Below are 17,960 nucleotides of genomic sequence, written 5' to 3' on the forward strand. Positions count from 1 at the left end.
CCTCCTGACTCGGCGCGACGGGGCCTCTACCATCGGTCGTCGAGCATGACAGGAGGCAGGACGTGTTCCGCGACCGAAAGTCCGGCGTCCGGTGGAGCCTTCCCGACGGGCCGTACAACCCGCTGGTCGCCGACGGTGTGCGCTGGCGTGACTACGAGCTCGCCGCCGAATCGGACCCGCCGGGGCCGGCGGACGACGGGCAGGACTGGTTCGACGGGCCCGACCGGCCGCCGCCGCTGGCCGAGTGCCGGCCGTACGGGCTGCCCGGCGGGCTGGCGCATCCGGACCCGCAAATCGAGCAGGACCTCGCCCGGGCCGTGCCGCCCGGCACCCGTTTTCCCGATCCGCGCGGGACGTGGATCAGGTTGATCAACGGCGGGGGCGCGGCCGACGACCCGTTCCGGGCCGGCAACGCCGCCGACTGCGCGCTGGCGGTGCTGTCCACCTGGCACGGCGAGCCCGCGGCCGCGGCGCCCAGGCTGCCGGAGTACGACCGGATCGGACGGCCCCTGCTCACGGGGGAGGCGGGCGGCGTGGCCCGGATGGAGCGCTGGGTCGGGCAGCGCTTCGAATGCGCCGGGCAGGGCAGGCGGGCCTATCCGCTCATCGCCCGGCGGCTGGCCGAGGCCGGTCACGGGGCGGCGGCGGTGCTCGTCGTGCGCTGGCCGGGCGGCGGCTCCCACGCGTGGAACGCGGTCAACATGACGGGCGAGGTGATCTGGGTGGACGCCCAGCGCGGGCACATGGCGGTCGAACCGCCCTACACCACCGTCACCGGGGTCTTCTGCGTGATGGCCGACCGGCGGGGGCTGCCCCGGTGAACCTGGACCAGGCCCGCGCGGTGGCCGAGGAGTACTTCAACGGCGTACGGCCGGCCGCCGACGCCGTCCCGGTCGGCATCCACGCCTTCCATGAGGGGTACGTGGCCTGGGTCAAGGAGGCCGAGCCCGCCGACCCGGCGGAGTTGCCCGAGGTGGCGGGCGGCGGCTGCATCGTCCTGGACCGGGCGACCGGCGAGGTGGTGATCCGGCCACTGCTCGACCCCGAGACGGTCGCCGAGCAGTGGCCGGGCCGTACGCCCCGATGAGCTAGCCGGTGGCCAGCGAGCCGACGATCGAGGTGCGGGCGGCGCGGCGGGCGGGCAGGACGGCGGCGAGCACGCCCGCCACGCCCGACAGCGCCACGAACAGCGCGACCTGCCCGATCGGCACCTGGTAGACCGCGTCGTCGATCATGGCCATCACCGCGGCCCAGCCGAACACGAGGCCGAGCACCACGCCGACCAGGGCGCCGATGAGGCCGAGCACCAGCGCCTCCACCGAGAGCATCCTGCGCAGCTGCGGCCTGGTCAGGCCCAGGGCGCGCAGCAGGGCCGACTCCCTGGTGCGTTCGTGGACCGACAGCGACAACGTGTTGGCGATGCCCAGCAGGGAGATGAGGATGGCCAGGCCCAGCAGCGCCGTGATGATCATCAGGACCATGTCGAGCGCGTCGTCGAACTGGCCGCGTACCTCGGTCGAGCTCTGCACCTGGACCGTCGGGTAGGCCGCGGTGGCCGCCTCGACGACCTTGCGGGCCTGGTCGGGGCTGACGCCGTCCTTGATGTTGATCATCACGCGGGAGTCCATGGCCCTGGCGAACGCCGCGTTGAAGGCGGCCTCCGGGAGCGTCACCGACGGCAGCGGGGTGGACTCGCCGTCGAGGATCGCCACGACCTTCTGCCGCTCGCCCTTGACCGTGAGCGAGTCGCCGACCTTCACGCCGAGCCGTTCGGCCGCGTAGTCGGTCACGGCCGCCATGCCCGGGCCGAAGCCGGTCATCGTGCCGGTCTTGGCGACCGGCTTGAGCGGGCCGGTCCAGGTGCCGACGTCGGTTTCCTTGCCGCCGACCTTGGTGAGGCCCTCGCGGATGCTCACGACCGAGCCGAGCTCCGGCTGGGCGCGCAGCTTCTCGCCCACCTCGCGCGGGATGGCGGGCTCCCGGGTCTGCGTCATGATCATGTAGTCGATGGGGAACTGGTCGTCGAGCTTGGCACCGAGCGTCACCCGCGTGGAAGCGGTGATGATCGAGATGAGCGTCATCAGCGTGACCCCGATCGTCAGCGCGACCGTGGTGGTGGCCGCGCGCCGCGGGTTGCGGCCGGAGTTGTCCACGGCCAGCCTGCCCGGCACCCCGAACAGCTTGCGCGGGATCCACCCGACCAGCGCGCTCAGCGGCTTGACCAGGACCGGGCCGAGGATCAGCACCGCGAGGAAGGTCAGCGCGCCCCCGGCCATGACGACGACCAGCGAGATCATCTCGCCCGGTGTCATCATCACCCCGGCCGCGGTCACGCCCGCGCCGGCCAGCAGGAACAGCCCGGCGACGACCATGTGCAGCACACCGGCGCGGAACGTCTGCTCCTCCACCTGGCTGCGCAGCGCGGCGATCGGGGCGACCCGGGTGGCGCCGCGCGCCGGCAGCAGGGCGGCGCCGACGGTGACCAGGATGCCGACCGCGAACCCGATGGCGATCGTCTTCGGCGCCAGCGTGACGCCCGCGTTCGTCGGCAGCGGCGCGTCCACCGCCCTCAGCACGGCCATCGCCAGCGCGCCCAGGCCGTAGCCGGCCACCAGGCCGAGCACGGACGAGAGCACGCCGACCACCGCCGACTCCAGCAGCACCGAGCCGAACACCTGCTTGCGGGTGGCGCCGATGCAGCGCAGCAACGCCATCTCGCGGGTGCGCTGGGCGATGAGGATGTTGAACGTGTTGTAGATGACCAGCGCCGCGACCATCATCGCGATCAGGCCGAACAACAGCAGCCCCGCGGTGATCATGTCGGTGGAGACGCCCGCCGCCTTGGCCAGGTCGTCGGCCAGCTCCTGGCCGGTCATGACGAGCGCGCCACCGGCGACCGCGGTCACCGCCTTCTTCAGCGCGGCGGGGTCGGCGCCGGCCACGTCGATCTCCGTGAAGCCCTTGGCCGCGGTCATCCGCGTGGCCGTCGCGGCCGTGAAGCCGACGGTGCCGGTGTAGGACAGCTCCTGGTCCAGGCCGGGGTCGGTGATGCCGACCAGCTTGAACTCGTGCCGCTCCTGCCGGTGGTCGAGCACGGTGATCGTGTCACCGGCCTTGAGCCCCTGGGCCTTGGCGGTGTTCTTGTCCAGCACGGCCGCGTGGTCGTCGTTGCCGGGGCCGGTGCCGCTCACGATCGTGGTGCGGGCCAGCTCACCGGTCGGAATCGAGATGGCGGTGGTCGGCAGATTGCCCACCGCCTTGCCGTCCTTGCCGAGCAGCGGCGCGGGCGCGCGGACCTGGCCCTGCGCGTCCCTGACGCCCGGCACGTCCTTGATCCGGCTCAGCAGCTTCGCCGGCAGCAGCCCGTCGCGTTCCTTCGGCAGCACGGCCACGGCGACCTTGCCCGCCTCGGCGGTGACCTTCTGGGAGAAACCCGCGTCCACGGTGTCGGTCAGCACGAACGTGCCCGCGATGAACCCCACGCCCAGCGTGATCGCCAGCGAGGTGAGCAGCAGTCTCAGCTTGTGCGCGCGCAGCCCGGCCAGGGCCGTCTTCACCACCCCGCCTCACCCTTCCAGCTTCATCAGGGTGTCGAGCACCGACTGCGGGCTCGGCTGGGCCAGCTCCGAGACCAGCATGCCGTCGCGCAGGAAGATCACTCGGTCGGCGTAGGCGGCGGCCACCGGGTCGTGGGTGACCATCACGATCGTCTGGCCCAGCTCGCGCACGCTCGAGCGCAGGAACGACAGCACCTCCGCGCCGCTGCGCGAGTCGAGGTTGCCGGTCGGCTCGTCGGCGAAGATCACCTGCGGCTTGCTGATGAGCGCGCGGGCCACCGCCACCCGCTGCTGCTGGCCGCCGGAGAGCTCGGTCGGCTTGTGGCCGAGCCGGTCCCGCAGCCCGACGGTCTCGATCACCCGGTCGAACAGCGGCTGGTCGGCCTGGCGCCCGGCGATCTCCAGCGGCAGCCGGATGTTCTGCTCGGCGGTCAGCGTCGGCAGCAGGTTGAACGCCTGGAAGATGAACCCGATCCGCTCCCGGCGCAGCAGCGTGAGCTGCTTGTCGTTCAGGCCGGTCAGCTCGACGTCGCCGATGTGCACGCTGCCGCTCGTGGCGCTGTCCAGACCGGCCAGGCAGTGCATCAGCGTGGACTTGCCCGAGCCGGACGGCCCCATGATCGCGGTGAACGCCCCGGTGGCGAAGGACACGTCCACGCCGCGCAGGGCGTGCACCTGGGCGTCGCCCTGGCCGTACACCTTGGTCAGGGCTCTGGCCACCACCGATTGGGGTGCCTGGCGCCGTGTCTCCGTGATGGTCACGTTCACTCCTGGGTCGTGGATCTCGCCGTCTTGCTGCGAACGTCCACCACGCTATGGGCGGAAATTTCGCGATCCATGAGCCTTGAGGAGGGACTTCATCTGCCCCTGGAGATGACCGGGATCAGCCATTCGGCCGATGGTTGGACGGGACGATCATCCCTCCCTCGTACGCGTAGACGACCACCTGCGCCCGATCCCGCAGCCCCAGCTTGGCCAGAATCCGCCCCAGATGCGTCTTGACCGTCGCCTCCGCCACATCCAGCCGGGCCGCGATCTCCAGGTTCGACAACCCCCGCGCCACCATGAGCATCACCTCGTGCTCACGCGGCGTCAGCTCCTTCACCGCCGCCACCTCGCCCGACGGCAGATGCGCGGCGAACCGCTCCAGCATCCGCTTCAGCGTGCTCGGCGCCATCGCCGCGTCACCGGCGTGCACCTGCCGGATCGCCGCCACCAGATCCATCGGCGGCACGTCCTTCAGCAGGAACCCCGCCGCCCCCGCCTTCACCGCCGCGAACGCGTACTCGTCCAGGTCGAACGTCGTCAGGATCAGCACCTTCGGCCCCTCGATCCGGGCCGTCGCCTCCACCCCGTCCATGGTCGGCATCCGCACGTCCATGAGCACCACGTCCACCTCGGTGTGCTTCAGCACCTCCAGCGCCTGCGCGCCGTCACCCGCCTCCGCCACCACCTCGATGTCCGGCTGGGCCGACAACACCATCTTGAAACCGGTGCGCAGCAACTGCTGGTCGTCCACCAGCATCACCCGGATCATCGTCTACGCCGCCTTCGGAGTGTGGATGGGCAGCCGGGCCAGCACCTCGAACCCGCCGCCCGGCCTCGGGGCGGCCGTGACGGCTCCGCCGTACATGCTGACCCGCTCGCGCATCCCGACCAGCCCGTGACCGCCCGCCCCGGCGGGCGCCGCCGCGCCGCGGCCGTCGTCGGTGACCTTGACGACCAGTTCGGCGCCGCCGTACGTCAGCTCGACCAGCGCCCTGACCGCGGGCCCGCCGTGCTTGAGCGCGTTGGTCAGCGCCTCCTGCACGATGCGGTAGACGGCCAGCTGCTGGCCCTCGGGCAGCTCGCCCGGCGCCCCCGAGATCGTCAGCTCGGCCGGCACCCCGGCGCCCTTGACCAGGTCCTCGAGCTGGTTCAGCCCGGGTTGCGGGCCGTAGTCGGTGCCCGGGGTGTCGTCCTGCCGCAGGACGCCGACCAGCCTGCGCATCTCCGCCAGCGCCTCGCGGCCCGTCTTGGAGATGTTCTGTACGGCCAGCCGCGCCTGCTCCGGATCGCTGTCGATCGCGTACCCGGCGCCGTCCGCCTGGACCACGATCACGCTCACGTTGTGCGCCACGACGTCGTGCAGCTCCCGCGCGATCCGCGCCCGCTCGGCCGCCGCCGCGATCCGGGCCTGCTGGTCCCGTTCCCGTTCGGCCCGTTCGGCCCGCTCCTCCAGCCCTTCGAGGTAGCGGCGGCGCGTGTTGGCGTACAGGCCGGTCAGCCAGATCGTCGCCACGAAAATGGTGCCCGTGGTGAACATCCCCAGCGACGGATCGGACCAGTGCACCAGGGCCAGGAAGATCCCCAGCTCCGCCACCAGCCCCGCCGCCAGCGCCCACGGGAACCGCGCGCGATAGGCCACGGAGTACAGCGCCATCAGCACCGCCAGGTTCGCCGGCAGCGCCGGGACGTCCAGCAGCCACTGCACGAAGCTGGTCAGCGCGATCACCGCGAACATCGGCACGGGCCGCGAACTCCGCCACAACAACGGCGCCAGCAGCACCGCGGACAACACCAGATACCCGCTGAGCGTGAGGTAGCCGTCCGGATAGTCGGGACTGATCTGGCTGTACGGCACCGCCGTCAGCAGGCACAGAAGAACCAGAGGCGACACCCAGAGGGCGTCGACGACCTTGTCGTGGCGCTGAGTCCACGTGCGTAGCCTGCCGAACACATCCTCACGATACGTACCGCCCGCCCGCGCTCAGTCCGACTGGAGGTGGAACACGGCGTACGACCCAGGTCTGACATGAACGACTCTTAACGCGGGCCTTACCGCGCATGCGGCATGGTTGTCCTTGGGAGCGCCTTTCAGAGGCGGGTAAAGGGAGATCGTGATGGTCGATCATGATCACGACGTCGGGCCGGGTGGCGAAGAGGAAGCGCCACCCGGCCCGATCCTTTGGACCCGGATGGCGAGGTGCGGGCGGGGGGACTCGAACCCCCACAGTGTCACCACCAACAGGACCTAAACCTGCCGCGTATGCCTATTTCGCCACGCCCGCGTAGATTGCCCCAATCGTGCTGGGACCATGGGTAGTCTAGCCGTCCGCGGCCCTGCTGACGTACCGATTTGCGGGCCCGTGGCGGGCCCGCTGGGCGGGTCAGGCGAGGCCGAGTTTCTTCTTCAGGCCGGCCACGTGGCCCGTGGCCTTCACGTTGTAGAGGGCGTGCTCGATCTTGCCGTCGGCGTCGATGACGAAGGTGGAGCGGATCACGCCCACCACCTCCTTGCCGTACAGCTTCTTGGTGCCATAAGCGCCGTAAGCCTTGTGGACCGCCAGCTCCGGGTCCGACAGCAGGGGGAACGTCAGGCTGTCACGCTCCACGAACTTGAGTAGTTTGTCGGTCTTGTCCTTGGAGACGCCGAGCACCACGAAGCCCTCCGCGGTCAGCTGTCCCAGGTTGTCGCGGAAATCGCACGCCTGCTTGGTGCACCCGGGCGTCATCGCCGCGGGGTAGAAGTAGAGGATCACCCGCTTGCCGCGGAGCGAGTCGAGCGCGACGGTGCCGCCGTCGGCGGTGGGCAGGGTGAACTCGGGCGCGGCGTCACCAGCGGCCAGCTTGGATTCGGTCATGACCCCGAACCTACCGGCCTGCCCGGCGTGCCGTCCGGTGGCCTGACCTGACAGACTGATCGCCTGCGAGAGGAGAGCCATGCCTGACACCGACCCGGACGAGATGGAGCGGCGGATCGCGCGAACGCGTGCGGAGCTCGCGCGTACGGTCGACGCCATCGCCGACCGGGTGAGCCCCAAGCGGGTGGCTGAGCGTACCGTGGCCGACGTGAAGGCCCGGGCCGGCTTCCTGGCCACGTCCGTGGGGGACGCGCTGGGGTTCGCGGCCCGGCCGGTGAGCGTCGAGGACGACCCGGATCGCCTGTGGGACGACGAGCCGCCGAGCCTGGCGCCGGTGCTGATCGGGGTGGGCGCGGTGCTGGTCGTGGGGGCGGCCATCGTCATGTGGCGGCGGCGCAGGCGGCGCTCCTAGAGGAAGGTCTGGCCCTCGCCGCGGTAGGTGGGCACGCTGTCCACGACGGACTCGCCGTCGATGAGGTGGAGGGTGGCGAATCGTTCGCACATCTCCCCGGCCTTGGCGTGGCGGAACCAGACGCGGTCGCCGATGCGCAGGTCGTCGGCGCCGGGCCCGAGGAGGGGCGTCTGGACCTCGCCGGCCCCTTCGTCGGGCGCGTAGCGCAGGCCGGCGGGCAGATAGGGCTGCGGCAGGCGACTGGGTCCCGCGGCGCCGGAGGCGGGGTAGCCGCCGCCCAGCACGGTGACGATCCCCGGCGCCGGCCGGCGGACCACGGGAAGGGCGAACAACGCGGCCGGATGGCCGGTGAAGCCCCGGTAGAAGTCGAACAGGCGCGGGTGGAAGAACCCGGACCCGGCGGCGACCTCGGTCACGGCCTTCTCCCGGACCGTCTTCTCGATGCTGCCGGTGCCGCCGCCGTTGACGAAGTCCAGGTCGGTGATCTGGCGGACGGCGTTGACGATGCGGCCCCTGCGGATGATCAGCTCGCGGGCGGAACGAGCCTGCATGAGGCGGACGGCCCGGGCAAAGGCGGCGTTGCCCGGCGGGTCGTCGCCCACGCCGGCGATCTGCGCCTCGTAGGCCATCAGGCCGGACAGCCGGAATCCGGGACGTTTGGCGATGGCGGCGGCGAGCTCGGCCGCCTGGGCGGGTTCGCGCACCGGTGAGCGCCAGGCGCCCGCCCGGAGCCTGCCGCCGAAGGCACGGAACCCGGCGTCGATGTCCATGCTGAGGCGGATCTCGTGGCGGCCGGGGGTGCCGGCGACCGCGTCCTCGATGGTGTCGAGGTGGGCGGGGGAGTCCACGGTGAGGGCGATCTCGCGGGCGGCGGCCGGGTCGGCGGCCAGCCGGGCCAGCGCGGCGCGGTCGGCCGTGGGGTAGGCGACCAGGATGTCGGTGAACCCGTGCCCGGCCAGCCACAGCGCTTCCGGCAGCGTGAACGCCATGATCCCGTGGAAGCCGTCCATGGCCAGGATGCGTTCGAGCACCGGCCGGGAGCGCACCGACTTACTGGCCACGCGGATCGGTTTGCCTGCGGCCCGCCGGACCAGGTCGGCCGCGTTGGCGCGCATGGCGGTCAGGTCGAGGATGGCGAACGGCGGTTCCAGCTCGGCGGTGGCCCGGTCGTAGCGCTGACGGTCGTCCATGCGAGCAGCGTAACCGGACATGAGCATGATTCGCATTCTTCGGCCGTCCCGTAATGATCCGGCAAACCGGCGGCGGGGAGGGCGACGGGCGGCTATGGGGGCCGTGTACCCATGGTGGACGTGATAACCACGCTGCTGCCCGGCACGGCCGCCCTCGCCCAGCCGGAAACCCCGCTCAGACGGTCCGCCCGCGTGCTCAAGCCCGCCCGCACCCCGGCCGGCGCGGTGCTCGCGCTGACGCTCACCGCCGGGCTCGGGCTGTCGGCCGCGGAGGTGGTCTCGGCGTTGATGGGCAGGCCGCTGGGCTGGCTTCCGCTGGATCGGATCCTCGCGGTGGCCGGCCGTACCACGTGGTGGGAGATCTCGTTCGTGGCGCTGGTGGTGGCGATCGGCGGGCTCGGGCTGCTGGCCCTGGCGATCGTGCCCGGACGCTCGCGGCTGGTGCCGGTCGAGACGAGCGATCCGCTGATCGTCATCGGGATCACGCGGTCGGGGCTGCGCCGTACGCTGCGGGCGGTCGCGCAGGGCGTCGAGGGGGTCGCGCACGCGCGCGTACGGCTGCGCAAGCACGCGATCGAGGTGACCGTGACCACGGGGGCGGAGAGTTCGGGGGCGATGCTGCGGCAGGTCGGGACCGCCGTGGGGGATCGGCTGGCCGCGCTCGGCGCGATCTGCGCGGGCGAGGTCGTGGTACGGCTGCGCAGCAGGGGGCTGTGATGCGGCAGTACACGGGCAACCGGATCGGGCTGGCGGTCGTCGGCGTGTTTCTGCTGGTGACCGGGGTTTACGCGTATCTGCGCGGGCAGGACAGGCTGCCGGGGCTGGCGCCGCGGGCCAAGGTGCTGCCGGACACCGGCGCCGAGGTGGTCGCGGCGAACCCCTGGCTGCTCTGGGGGATCGCGCTGACACTGCTGGCGCTGGCGCTGGTGTCGCTGCGGTGGCTGCTGATGTGCCTCGGCTGGGGGCGCCGCGGGGCGCGGACCGGGATGGGGACCGCGATGTTGTGCGTGGGTCTCAAGGACGTCGAGGGGCTGAGCCGGGCGGGCGTGCGGATCGTGGGCGAGGCCGACCGGCTGCGTGTCAGCCTCGCCTGCCCGGCCTCGGCCGACGTGGGCGCGGTCGTGGGCAAGCTGGATCGCGAGATCGTCGGCCGGATCCGGCGCGAGGTCGTCGGCGAGGACCTCGGCGCGGTGGTCCGCCTGCACGTGCGCCGTTAGGTTTCCTTCTCGGTCAGGTCCTTGCGCGGAGCCCTTCCAGCAGGCCGGAGAGTGCGGCCTGGGTGTCGGCCAGTTCGCGCGGGCCGCCGGCCGCGGCCAGCCACTGCGCGGCCTCGTTCATCGCGCCGGACAGCAGGCGGGTCAGCGGCTCGACCGGCTGGGCCGCGATGACGCCCCCGTCGATCAGTTCGGTCAGCGCCTCGGCCAGGTGCCGCGCGGAGTTGTCGGCGTCCAGGCGCCGCCATTCGGCCCATCCGAGTACGGCGGGGCCGTCCACGAGCATGATGCGCTGGTAGGCCGGGTCGGTGCTGACGGTCAGGAAGGCCCGGCAGCCGGCGACGAGCTGGTCCCAGGGGTCGGCGGCGGCGTCGCCCGCGGCCGCGACCCGTTCGCCGACCTCCTGCTGCACCTGTTCGAGTACCGCGCGGAACAGCTCGGCCTTGCTGGTGAAGTGGTGGTACAGGGCGCCCTTGGTCACACCGGCCGCCGCGACGATCTCCGACAGGCCGACCGCCCCGTACCCTTCGGTGGCGAACAGCCGCCTGCTCTCGCGCAGCAGGGTCAGGCGGGTGTGCTCGCGTTGCTCGGCGCGGGTGCTCACGTTCGGCCCTCCATTTGACATACCGCTGGTATGCGAGCTAGCTTACTCGCATACCAGCGGTATGTGAAAGGAATCTTCCCATGAACCTCAGCAGCTTCTATCCGGTCATTGGCAGTTCGCGGCTGGCCGAGTCCCGCGACTTCTATGTGCGGTTGTTCGGCTTCGAGATCACCTTCGAGGCGGATTGGTACGTCAGCCTGCGCCGCGGGTCGTTTGAGCTGGCCCTGCTCGACTATGCGCATCCGACCGTGCCCGCCGCCTACCGCAAGCCGGCCCAGGGCGTCCTGCTCAACTTCGAGGTGGACGACGTGGACGCCGAGTGGGAGCGGCTCGTGCTCGGGGAGGGGCTCAAGCCGGAGCTCGAGATCAGGACTGAGGGCTTCGGCCAGCGGCACTTCATCGTCGCCGATCCCAACGGGGTCCTCCTCGACGTGATCACCAACATTCCGCCGTCGGAGGAGTACGCTGCGCAGTTTGCGCAGGTGGACGAGGGGTAAGTCCTCGATCCCCTAGCAATGCGAGGAGATCACGATGACCCCAGGCTGCGGCGACTGCAGCTGCTCGGACGTGCTGTCCACCGGCACCCCGCCGCGTTGGCAGCTCGTGCAGGCCGAGTAGTCCGCGCAGATGCTTGCATGCGCCAGTATTGTTAGAATTGCAATATATGGCGCATGCAAGCATCTAGGAGGCTTCTCATGTCTGTCGTCCACCGTAACGGCCAACCCGCCACCGCCGAGGACCTGGCTCCGCTCGCTTTCGCCGGATACGCGCACTTCACCGCCATGCAGGTGCGCGACGGCCGGATCCGCGGCCTCGACCTCCACCTGGAGCGGTTGCGGAACGCCTCGAAGGAGTTGTACGGCCGGGCGCCGGCCGACGAGCAGGTGCGCGCCTACCTGAGGGCCGCCATCGAGGCGGGACCGGCCGACGTCTCCCTGGTGGCCACCGTCTACCCGTCCTCCGGTGAGTTCACCGCCATCGACGGCGAACCGCAGATCCTGATCCGCACCGGCCCGCCCGCCACCGGCCCGCAGGGCCCCCTCGCGCTCGCCGTCGTCGAGCACGAGCGCTTCCTGCCCGGCCTCAAGCACCACGGCGAGGTGGCCAAGACCTACTACCTGCGCCAGGCCGTGTCCCAGGGATACGACGACGCCGCCTTCGTCGACCGCAAGGGGCGGCTCAGCGAGGCCACCATCTGGAACCTCGCCTTCTGGGACGGCACCGCCGTCATCTGGCCCGAGGCCGACGTGCTCGGCGGCATCACCATGGGCATCCTGCGCCGCCGGCTCGACCGCCTCGGGGTCCCCCAGCACACCCGCGAAGTCACCCCCGAAGACCTGCCGCAGCTGGCCGGAGCCGTGGTCATGAACTCCTGGACGCCCGGCATCGCCGTACGCAGGATCGGCACGGTGGACTTCCCGGACGGCGTCTCCTTCGCCGAGGTCCTGCACCGGGCCTACCAGGAGGAGACGCCGGAGACGCCGTGAGGAACCCTGTTCAGGTCACAGCAGGAGGAACGAGAAGTTCCGGGTCGTCCTGCGGTTCAGCGGGATATCGATCTTGACCCGGCCGGCGAGCTCGCTGCGGCTGATGCCCAGCCCTTGGGCGATGAGCCGTTCCGGGCGAAGGGGGACGGGATCCTCGAACGTGACTGTGAACCGCAGGGGCCACGGGGTCTCGGGAGGGGGTGGCGCGTGGAGTTCCCAGCAGCCGTCCCACTCCAGCCCGAACCGGTTGCGCCGGGCGATCAACGGGTCGAGCAGGGTGGCGGCGACGAGGGAAGGCGCATTGGCGAAGTAGCCGTCCAGGAGGGCGGGCGGCAGGGAGCGTACCGGAACCCGGTCGTGGACGGTGAGCTTGCTGGTGTGGTCGCAGGAAACGCAGTTGACCAGGAGCCAGACGTCGAGCAGCTTGCCGTTGGCGTTGACGCGGAACTTGCCGTCCGCCGTGGTGGCGCGCTCGGAACGGCAGTCCACGCAGCGGAGGGCGAGCAGGGGCAGGCGGGTACGCCGCACGGCCCAGGGCAGCACGATATGAGGACGTGAAGACATGATCTCTCTGAAGACCTGACGAAAAGCATGGGAAACAGAGCCGACGGCGACGTCGGCGACCTATGCGCGGGAAGGTGTCAGGTCTAAAGAGCAGGCGGCGTCATGCGGACGTGGTCCTCACGTTGGGTGAGAGGCCAACCTAGACGACCCCGGCCGCCGGAGCCAAGCGGATTTCACCGCCGCTCGGCCAGGGCCTGCTGCCATCGGTCCATGGCGTCGCGGAGCGCCTCGCTCACGAGGAGGAGGAATTCGGCCGAGTGCTCGAAGCGGGCCCCGGCCGGGGTCGCGACGCCGAGCACCTCGGCCGCGCGCTGTGCGGCGGCCGCCAGGGCGTCGTTCATCCGCACACTCGCGAGGGTCGAGCGGAGCCAGACCTCGTCGTCGATGACGTAACGTTCGCGGCGGGCGCCGGGGACGCGTTCGCGCTTGAGCAGTCCCTGCTGCTCGAGGAAGGCCACGGCGTGCGAGACGGACGCGGGGCTGATGCGCAGCCGCTGGACCAGGTCGGCGGCGGTCAGGGCGCCGGCGTCGGTGATGTACAGGCAGGTCATCACCCTGGCCATCATCCGGGGCAGCCCCTGCTGCTCGAGGAGGGCGATGTAGGACTCCGTGGCGTCCCGGATCGCCTGGGGGTCGCGCCCATGGTCGTTGTCGGGGGCCGGCGGTGAGGGCGGCTGCGCCTGCTTGCGCCGGCGCGCACGATCCCGGGTGGCCTCGTTTGCCCGATCCGCCCGGTAATCGTCGGGCCCGCCGTTCCGGGTGACCTCGCGCATGATGGTCGAGGCGGGCCGCCCCAGACGCCGGCCGATCTCCGCGTATCCGAGTCCCTCGGCCAGCCACGCGGCGATGTGCTGCCGATCCTGGCCGGTCAGTCTGCCTCCGGGCATCGCTGCCTGTCTCCCGTCGCTCGACGTGCGCCACGGCACAGTATGGATTCACCCGATAGCCCATTGCAATACTCTGCCTGATCGTTCTTTGCGTTTATTGCCACGATCATTGCAATGATAATGGTAGTCGATGGAATTTAGCAGGCCAGATGCCTCTTTCTCTTATGTTGACGGAATAGTGAACGCAATGTACTGTCGCTGGCGTTCAGAGGTTCCCGAACATTTAGGCAAGGAGATTCACGATGAGCGGCTTTTCCGAGGCCGGGCTGCGCAAGGTGCGAGGGGTGCTGGCGCGGTATGTCGAGTCGGGGAGGATCCCCGGGCTGGTGGCCCTGGTGAGCCGGGGCGGCCGGACGCACGTCGAGGCGATGGGGACGATGCGTGCCGAGGGCGGCGCGCCGATGCGCCGGGACACGATCTTCCGGATGGCCTCCACGTCCAAGCCCGTGGCGATGGCGGCGGCCATGGTGCTGCTGGACGAGTGCCAGGTGCGGCTGGACGACCCGGTCGACGAGTGGCTGCCGGAGCTCGCCGGTCGGCAGGTGCTGAAGCGGGTCGACGGCCCGCTGGACGAGACGGTGCCGGCGCGGCGGCCGATCACCGTGCGGGATCTGACGACCTCCACCTTCGGGCTCGGCATGGACCTGACGGCGATGAGCTCCCCGATCATGGGCAAGCTGTTCGAGCTGGAGCTCACCGGGCACGGGGCGACGCCGGAGCCGGATGAGTGGATGCGCCGCCTGGGCACGCTTCCGCTGATGTACCAGCCCGGGCAGCACTGGCAGTACCACGTCAGCCACGACGTGCTCGGCGTGCTGGTGGCCAGGGTCACCGGCCAGTCACTGGAGACGGTCCTGCGCGAGCGCGTCTTCGGCCCGCTGGGCATGAAGGACACCGGCTTCCACGTGCCCGCCGACCAGATCGACCGGCTCCCACCCAGCTACGCCCCCGACCCGCAGAGCGGCGAGTTCGTCGTATGGGACGAGGCCGCGGGCGGCAGGGTCAGCCGGCCACCCGTCTTCCAGAGCGGCGGTGGCGGGCTGGTGTCCACCGTGGACGACTACCACGCCTACTTCCAGATGCTGCTCAACGGCGGCACGCACGGCGGCGAGCGCATCCTGTCGCGGCCCGCGGTGGAGCTGATGACCACCGACCATCTCACCCCCGAGCAGGCGGCGGTCCGCGACGATCTGGCCAGGAACAGCGTCCAGGTCTCCTTCGGCCAGGGGCAGCAGGGCGGCTGGGGCATGGGGATGGCGGTGCGCACCTACCGCGGCGACTACGCGCCGATCGGCCAGTTCGGCTGGGACGGCGGCACCGGCACCACCGTCTACGCCGACCCGCACAACCAGCTCGTCGGGGTCCTGCTCACCCAGGTCGGGCTGTCGGTCCCGGCTCCGGCGCGACTGATCCACGACTTCTGGACCACGCTCTACCAGGCGATCGACCTCTAAGGAGAACTCCGTCATGCCCATCACCCTGTCCGACCAGGACAAGCTCACCCTGCGCACCGCCGCCTACGGCGCCGTCACCCTGATCGCCGCCGCCGATGCCGCCGGCAAGCCGCACAAGGCCGCCACCAACGGCTCCATCGCCTTGTACTCCGCCACCGGCCTGGTCGGGCACGTGCTCGCCGACAAGTCCACAGCTGTGAACCTGGACGGCAAGTCCGTGGCCGAAATCGCCGACCACGTGCTGCCGGCCCTGACCGCGGCCATGGGCTTGCTCGGGCAGCAGGACCCGGCCGAGGCTGGCAACTTCCGCACCACCGTGATCGTCGCCGTCGAAGCGGCCGCCCGCACCCACGAGGGCCGGCCCAGCCCCACGCTCGCCGACATGATCCGCAAGATCACCGCGGCCCTCGACGCCGCCTGAGGAGGATGCCCGCCCGCCACAACGGTTCACGGCGGGCGGGCGCCTGTCGCACGGACGGCCGGCCGCGCGAACGTCAGGCGTCGTCGGTGCAGTCGGGCGGACGCGGGAACGTGGCCGTGGCGGCGGCCGAGGCGTTGCCGGAACTGTCCACGGCCCGGACCTCGATCGTGTTGTTGCCCACGGGCACCATGCCGATGGTGTGTGTCCCGGCACCGCGCACCCAGCTCTCGTGCGCGCCGTTGACGAGGATCTCGTAGTCGATCGCGGATGGAGGATCGGCGTCGTCACCCGATGGCGTCCAGGTCAGGACGACGGAGAAACACGCATATCTATCCATCGCCGCCACGAGCCCCGTGGGAGCCGACGGCGCGACCAGGTCTGTCCGCGCAGGCGTGCTGAGCGTCAGGGTGTTGGACGAGGGCGAGACGCCGATGGCTCCGCGAACGGCCCTCGCCGTATAGGCGTGCGACGACTGCGCGGACAGACCCCGCAACGCCAGATTGATCGTCGGAACCCCGTTGAAGGAACCGGCGGGGATGGAGGCGACGACCGTCCCCCCGTCGAGGACCTCGTAGCGACCGACGTCCCAGCTGTCGTCAGGCTGGTCGAAGGCGAGGCCGACCCGGGCGGAGGCCACCTCGGTGGCGCGCAGGTTCGCCGGTCCGGGCGGCACCACTCCAGGTCCGCGAGTGGTGATCGTGATGGTACGGCTCGGCGGCGAGGTGTTCCCGGCGTCATCGGCGGCGACGACGTGGAAGGAGTACGTGGCCCCCGGAACGAGCCCGGAAGCGGTGTAGCGCTGCAACCGCGTGGTCGTGGCCAGTGCCCCGTCCTGGTAGACCCGGGCACGAAGGACACCCACGCTTCCACTGGCGTTCTGGGACCAGTGGAAGGAGATCTGCGTTGCGGTGACGCCGTCGACCCGCAGCGGCTCCGGCGCGGACAGGGCGACGGCCGCCGCGCCCGGAGGGGATAACATCACCGCGGTCACTGCCACCACAGCGAGGATTGCGGCGATTCTGTACAGGCCCTGGGTCATCTCCGATTCCCTTCATGGGACGGCACTTGCCCGTTATACGTCCGTGCGACGGGGAAGGTTTCACCCTCGCGGGAGCCTGAACGGGTCCCGTCCTTCGGGGAGAGCACCTTGCCGGCGCAGTCGGCGGACCTCGGCTTCGAGCGCCGCACAGTTGTCACGAGGAGTGGTGAGGACCTCGTCGTGACGCGTCGTCATGCCCTCACGCCACCCGTTCTGCCCCAGGAGGGTGAAAACAGCAAGCTGTACAGGTCTGCGCAGCCCGTCAGGAAGAGACTCGATCTGTTCCCAGGCTCGCTCAGGAAAGGCGATGCGCCTGTCAGCCACCGATTCCCCACTCCGCGGCCAACTCGTCGCGCGTGAACGTTCGCATCTCACCTGGATGGGCAGCGTTATCCATGGTGGCTCGCATGGCTTGCTGGCGGCCTAGTTCCCGACGCAGTCGGCGGACTTCGGCTCTGAGTGCCTCGTACTCGTCACGAGGAATGGTGATGACCTCGTCGTGGTGGTGCGCCGTCATACCCTCACGCTACCTGTTCTGCCTGCCACTCCCCGGGGAAGCAGGACATGCGCTACCGCCTTCGAAGACTTCGGCTTTGACGACCCTCAACCCAGGCGCGAAGCGCCCCAATGGGAGGACCTTGTCTTAGCCGGGGTGTGGGGGCTGCGCCCCCACTTGGAACTGCCTGAACCTCTTGGCGCGACGCGCTCCCCGTGAGGACCTTGCCTTTCAGCACTCGATGACGTTGACGGCCAGGCCGCCTCGGGAGGTTTCCTGGTACTTGTCGAGCATGTCCCGGCCGGTGTCGCGCATCGTTTGATGGCCTTGTCCAGCCATACGGTCCGAAATGCATCGAGCTGCTGATCCGTGCTGGTCGCTGACAAGCTGGATAACGGGCTGTCGCTGTCGGTCGGCCCCGTAGGCTCCGAGTAGACCAGACAGGGAGACAGCTCAATGACGGCACAGCCACACGAGCCCCCTCCTGCAACTGCGACCATGCCGGACAAGACCTTGCGCGCCACTCGGAGCGCCCTCTCCGTGGTGCAGGATCGCGAGGGCTTCGATGAAGGTCTGCGCTTGGCGCTGGCCGAGGTGCGGGTCAGTCTGGATCTGGGCAGGCTGAACGAGTTCATCCACACGTGGTGGTTGGTCGCGTGCGACTCGATGAAGGACCCTCAGGGTCGCCGAGAACTGCACGAACGGGCAAAGGCGGCACAGGATTTGGCAGCCCGTGGCGAGCCTCTTCCCCGTGGAACACGATCTTGGCGAGAGCTACTCGCAGAGCGTGGAGTCAGTACCGACGTTGATCACATACCTCGTGTTGGAGCCGTAGCATGAGGTGGACGTAGTCCGTGTTCACTGGCTTTGATGGTTCGCCTCGCTCTTGTCCCCACGTACCAGGACGCGTTCGCTCGGCACGCGTTGGTTGGGGCGCGGGTGCCGGATAGATCAGGAAGAGCTGGGTGCCGAAGACTCTGGCTTAGGTGACGCACATCCCTGGCGAAATCGC

Annotated in this window: 21 protein-coding genes and 1 tRNA gene; 10 read left to right on the forward strand and 12 right to left on the reverse strand. The window is 70.2% G+C overall.

Going from position 1 to position 17,960, the window contains the following annotated elements:
• The first annotated feature begins 62 nt into the window (after nt 1–62).
• Nucleotides 63–821 carry a toxin glutamine deamidase domain-containing protein gene (locus FVE25_RS27595; protein ID WP_157249980.1) on the forward strand — a complete coding sequence of 253 codons (759 nt, stop codon included), beginning with the start codon at nt 63–65 and terminating at the stop codon, nt 819–821.
• Nucleotides 818–1,087, forward strand: a complete 270-nt coding sequence (locus tag FVE25_RS27600; RefSeq protein WP_157249981.1) for a hypothetical protein — start codon at nt 818–820, stop codon at nt 1,085–1,087. Before FVE25_RS27595 ends, FVE25_RS27600 begins: the two co-directional genes overlap by 4 nt.
• Before the next feature lies 1 nt (nt 1,088).
• On the opposite strand, the gene FVE25_RS27605 is transcribed toward FVE25_RS27600, so the two are convergent.
• From FVE25_RS27605 to bcp, 6 genes are all read right to left on the reverse strand, one after another.
• Nucleotides 1,089–3,560, reverse strand: coding sequence for an ABC transporter permease (locus FVE25_RS27605; RefSeq protein ID WP_157249982.1), 2,472 nt, complete (start codon nt 3,558–3,560; stop codon nt 1,089–1,091).
• 6 nt (nt 3,561–3,566) lie between these two features.
• Nucleotides 3,567–4,319 (reverse strand): ABC transporter ATP-binding protein, encoded by a 753-nt coding sequence (locus FVE25_RS27610; RefSeq protein ID WP_246267524.1) that lies wholly within the window; start codon nt 4,317–4,319, stop codon nt 3,567–3,569.
• Nucleotides 4,320–4,440: 121 nt separating this feature from the next.
• Nucleotides 4,441–5,094, reverse strand: a complete 654-nt coding sequence (locus tag FVE25_RS27615) for a response regulator transcription factor (protein WP_157249983.1) — start codon at nt 5,092–5,094, stop codon at nt 4,441–4,443.
• A gap of 3 nt (nt 5,095–5,097) precedes the next feature.
• Nucleotides 5,098–6,276, reverse strand: a complete 1,179-nt coding sequence (locus FVE25_RS27620) for a sensor histidine kinase (RefSeq protein ID WP_157249984.1) — start codon at nt 6,274–6,276, stop codon at nt 5,098–5,100.
• A gap of 247 nt (nt 6,277–6,523) precedes the next feature.
• A tRNA-Leu gene (locus tag FVE25_RS27625) sits at nt 6,524–6,607 on the reverse strand.
• 99 nt (nt 6,608–6,706) lie between these two features.
• A complete protein-coding gene (bcp, locus tag FVE25_RS27630; protein WP_157249985.1) occupies nt 6,707–7,180 on the reverse strand; it encodes a thioredoxin-dependent thiol peroxidase in 474 nt (157 codons plus the stop codon).
• Between the two features lie 79 nt (nt 7,181–7,259).
• On the opposite strand from bcp, the gene FVE25_RS27635 reads away from it, so the two are divergent.
• Nucleotides 7,260–7,592 (forward strand): DUF3618 domain-containing protein, encoded by a 333-nt coding sequence (locus FVE25_RS27635; protein WP_157249986.1) that lies wholly within the window; start codon nt 7,260–7,262, stop codon nt 7,590–7,592.
• Here FVE25_RS27635 and FVE25_RS27640 read toward each other — a convergent pair.
• The gene (locus FVE25_RS27640; RefSeq protein WP_157249987.1) at nt 7,589–8,782 is read right to left on the reverse strand and encodes an amino acid deaminase/aldolase; all 1,194 of its coding nucleotides are present in this window, start codon (nt 8,780–8,782) and stop codon (nt 7,589–7,591) included. The two genes, FVE25_RS27635 and FVE25_RS27640, sit on opposite strands and share 4 nt — an antisense overlap.
• 111 nt (nt 8,783–8,893) lie before the next feature.
• Here FVE25_RS27640 and FVE25_RS27645 point away from each other — a divergent pair, with 111 nt between their 5' ends.
• Both FVE25_RS27645 and FVE25_RS27650 read left to right on the forward strand, forming a co-directional pair.
• The gene (locus FVE25_RS27645; RefSeq protein WP_157249988.1) at nt 8,894–9,499 is read left to right on the forward strand and encodes a DUF6286 domain-containing protein; all 606 of its coding nucleotides are present in this window, start codon (nt 8,894–8,896) and stop codon (nt 9,497–9,499) included.
• Nucleotides 9,499–9,999, forward strand: coding sequence for a hypothetical protein (locus FVE25_RS27650; RefSeq protein WP_157249989.1), 501 nt, complete (start codon nt 9,499–9,501; stop codon nt 9,997–9,999). The genes FVE25_RS27645 and FVE25_RS27650 overlap by 1 nt, the downstream gene beginning before the upstream one ends.
• A gap of 13 nt (nt 10,000–10,012) precedes the next feature.
• On the opposite strand, the gene FVE25_RS27655 is transcribed toward FVE25_RS27650, so the two are convergent.
• Complete coding sequence (locus tag FVE25_RS27655; RefSeq protein WP_157249990.1) at nt 10,013–10,621, reverse strand: TetR/AcrR family transcriptional regulator; 609 nt, start codon at nt 10,619–10,621, stop codon at nt 10,013–10,015.
• 59 nt (nt 10,622–10,680) lie between these two features.
• Between FVE25_RS27655 and FVE25_RS27660 the strand changes: the two genes are divergently transcribed.
• Nucleotides 10,681–11,097: a VOC family protein gene (locus FVE25_RS27660; RefSeq protein ID WP_157249991.1), complete on the forward strand. Its 417-nt coding sequence runs from the start codon at nt 10,681–10,683 to the stop codon at nt 11,095–11,097.
• 198 nt (nt 11,098–11,295) lie between these two features.
• Nucleotides 11,296–12,087: an aminotransferase class IV family protein gene (locus FVE25_RS27665; protein WP_219825660.1), complete on the forward strand. Its 792-nt coding sequence runs from the start codon at nt 11,296–11,298 to the stop codon at nt 12,085–12,087.
• Nucleotides 12,088–12,102: 15 nt separating this feature from the next.
• Here FVE25_RS27665 and FVE25_RS27670 read toward each other — a convergent pair whose 3' ends face one another.
• Both FVE25_RS27670 and FVE25_RS27675 read right to left on the reverse strand, forming a co-directional pair.
• A complete protein-coding gene (locus FVE25_RS27670) occupies nt 12,103–12,630 on the reverse strand; it encodes a DUF1062 domain-containing protein (protein WP_246267527.1) in 528 nt (175 codons plus the stop codon).
• A 194-nt stretch (nt 12,631–12,824) separates the two neighbouring features.
• The gene (locus tag FVE25_RS27675; protein ID WP_157249994.1) at nt 12,825–13,538 is read right to left on the reverse strand and encodes a GbsR/MarR family transcriptional regulator; all 714 of its coding nucleotides are present in this window, start codon (nt 13,536–13,538) and stop codon (nt 12,825–12,827) included.
• 242 nt (nt 13,539–13,780) lie between these two features.
• On the opposite strand from FVE25_RS27675, the gene FVE25_RS27680 reads away from it, so the two are divergent.
• Complete coding sequence (locus tag FVE25_RS27680; protein ID WP_157249995.1) at nt 13,781–14,992, forward strand: serine hydrolase domain-containing protein; 1,212 nt, start codon at nt 13,781–13,783, stop codon at nt 14,990–14,992.
• Nucleotides 14,993–15,005: 13 nt separating this feature from the next.
• The gene (locus FVE25_RS27685; protein WP_157249996.1) at nt 15,006–15,413 is read left to right on the forward strand and encodes a hypothetical protein; all 408 of its coding nucleotides are present in this window, start codon (nt 15,006–15,008) and stop codon (nt 15,411–15,413) included.
• A gap of 73 nt (nt 15,414–15,486) precedes the next feature.
• Here the strand turns inward: FVE25_RS27685 and FVE25_RS27690 are convergent, their stop codons facing one another.
• Both FVE25_RS27690 and FVE25_RS27695 read right to left on the reverse strand, forming a co-directional pair.
• Nucleotides 15,487–16,410, reverse strand: coding sequence for a fibronectin type III domain-containing protein (locus FVE25_RS27690; RefSeq protein WP_157249997.1), 924 nt, complete (start codon nt 16,408–16,410; stop codon nt 15,487–15,489).
• Nucleotides 16,411–16,768: 358 nt separating this feature from the next.
• Nucleotides 16,769–16,969 carry a hypothetical protein gene (locus FVE25_RS27695; protein WP_157249998.1) on the reverse strand — a complete coding sequence of 67 codons (201 nt, stop codon included), beginning with the start codon at nt 16,967–16,969 and terminating at the stop codon, nt 16,769–16,771.
• Nucleotides 16,970–17,446: 477 nt separating this feature from the next.
• On the opposite strand from FVE25_RS27695, the gene FVE25_RS54440 reads away from it, so the two are divergent.
• Nucleotides 17,447–17,788: a DUF6247 family protein gene (locus FVE25_RS54440; RefSeq protein ID WP_246267529.1), complete on the forward strand. Its 342-nt coding sequence runs from the start codon at nt 17,447–17,449 to the stop codon at nt 17,786–17,788.
• Nucleotides 17,789–17,960 lie beyond the last annotated feature (172 nt).

Origin of the sequence: Nonomuraea typhae, from assembly GCF_009760925.1 — a bacterium.
GTDB classification, from domain to species: domain Bacteria; phylum Actinomycetota; class Actinomycetes; order Streptosporangiales; family Streptosporangiaceae; genus Nonomuraea; species Nonomuraea typhae.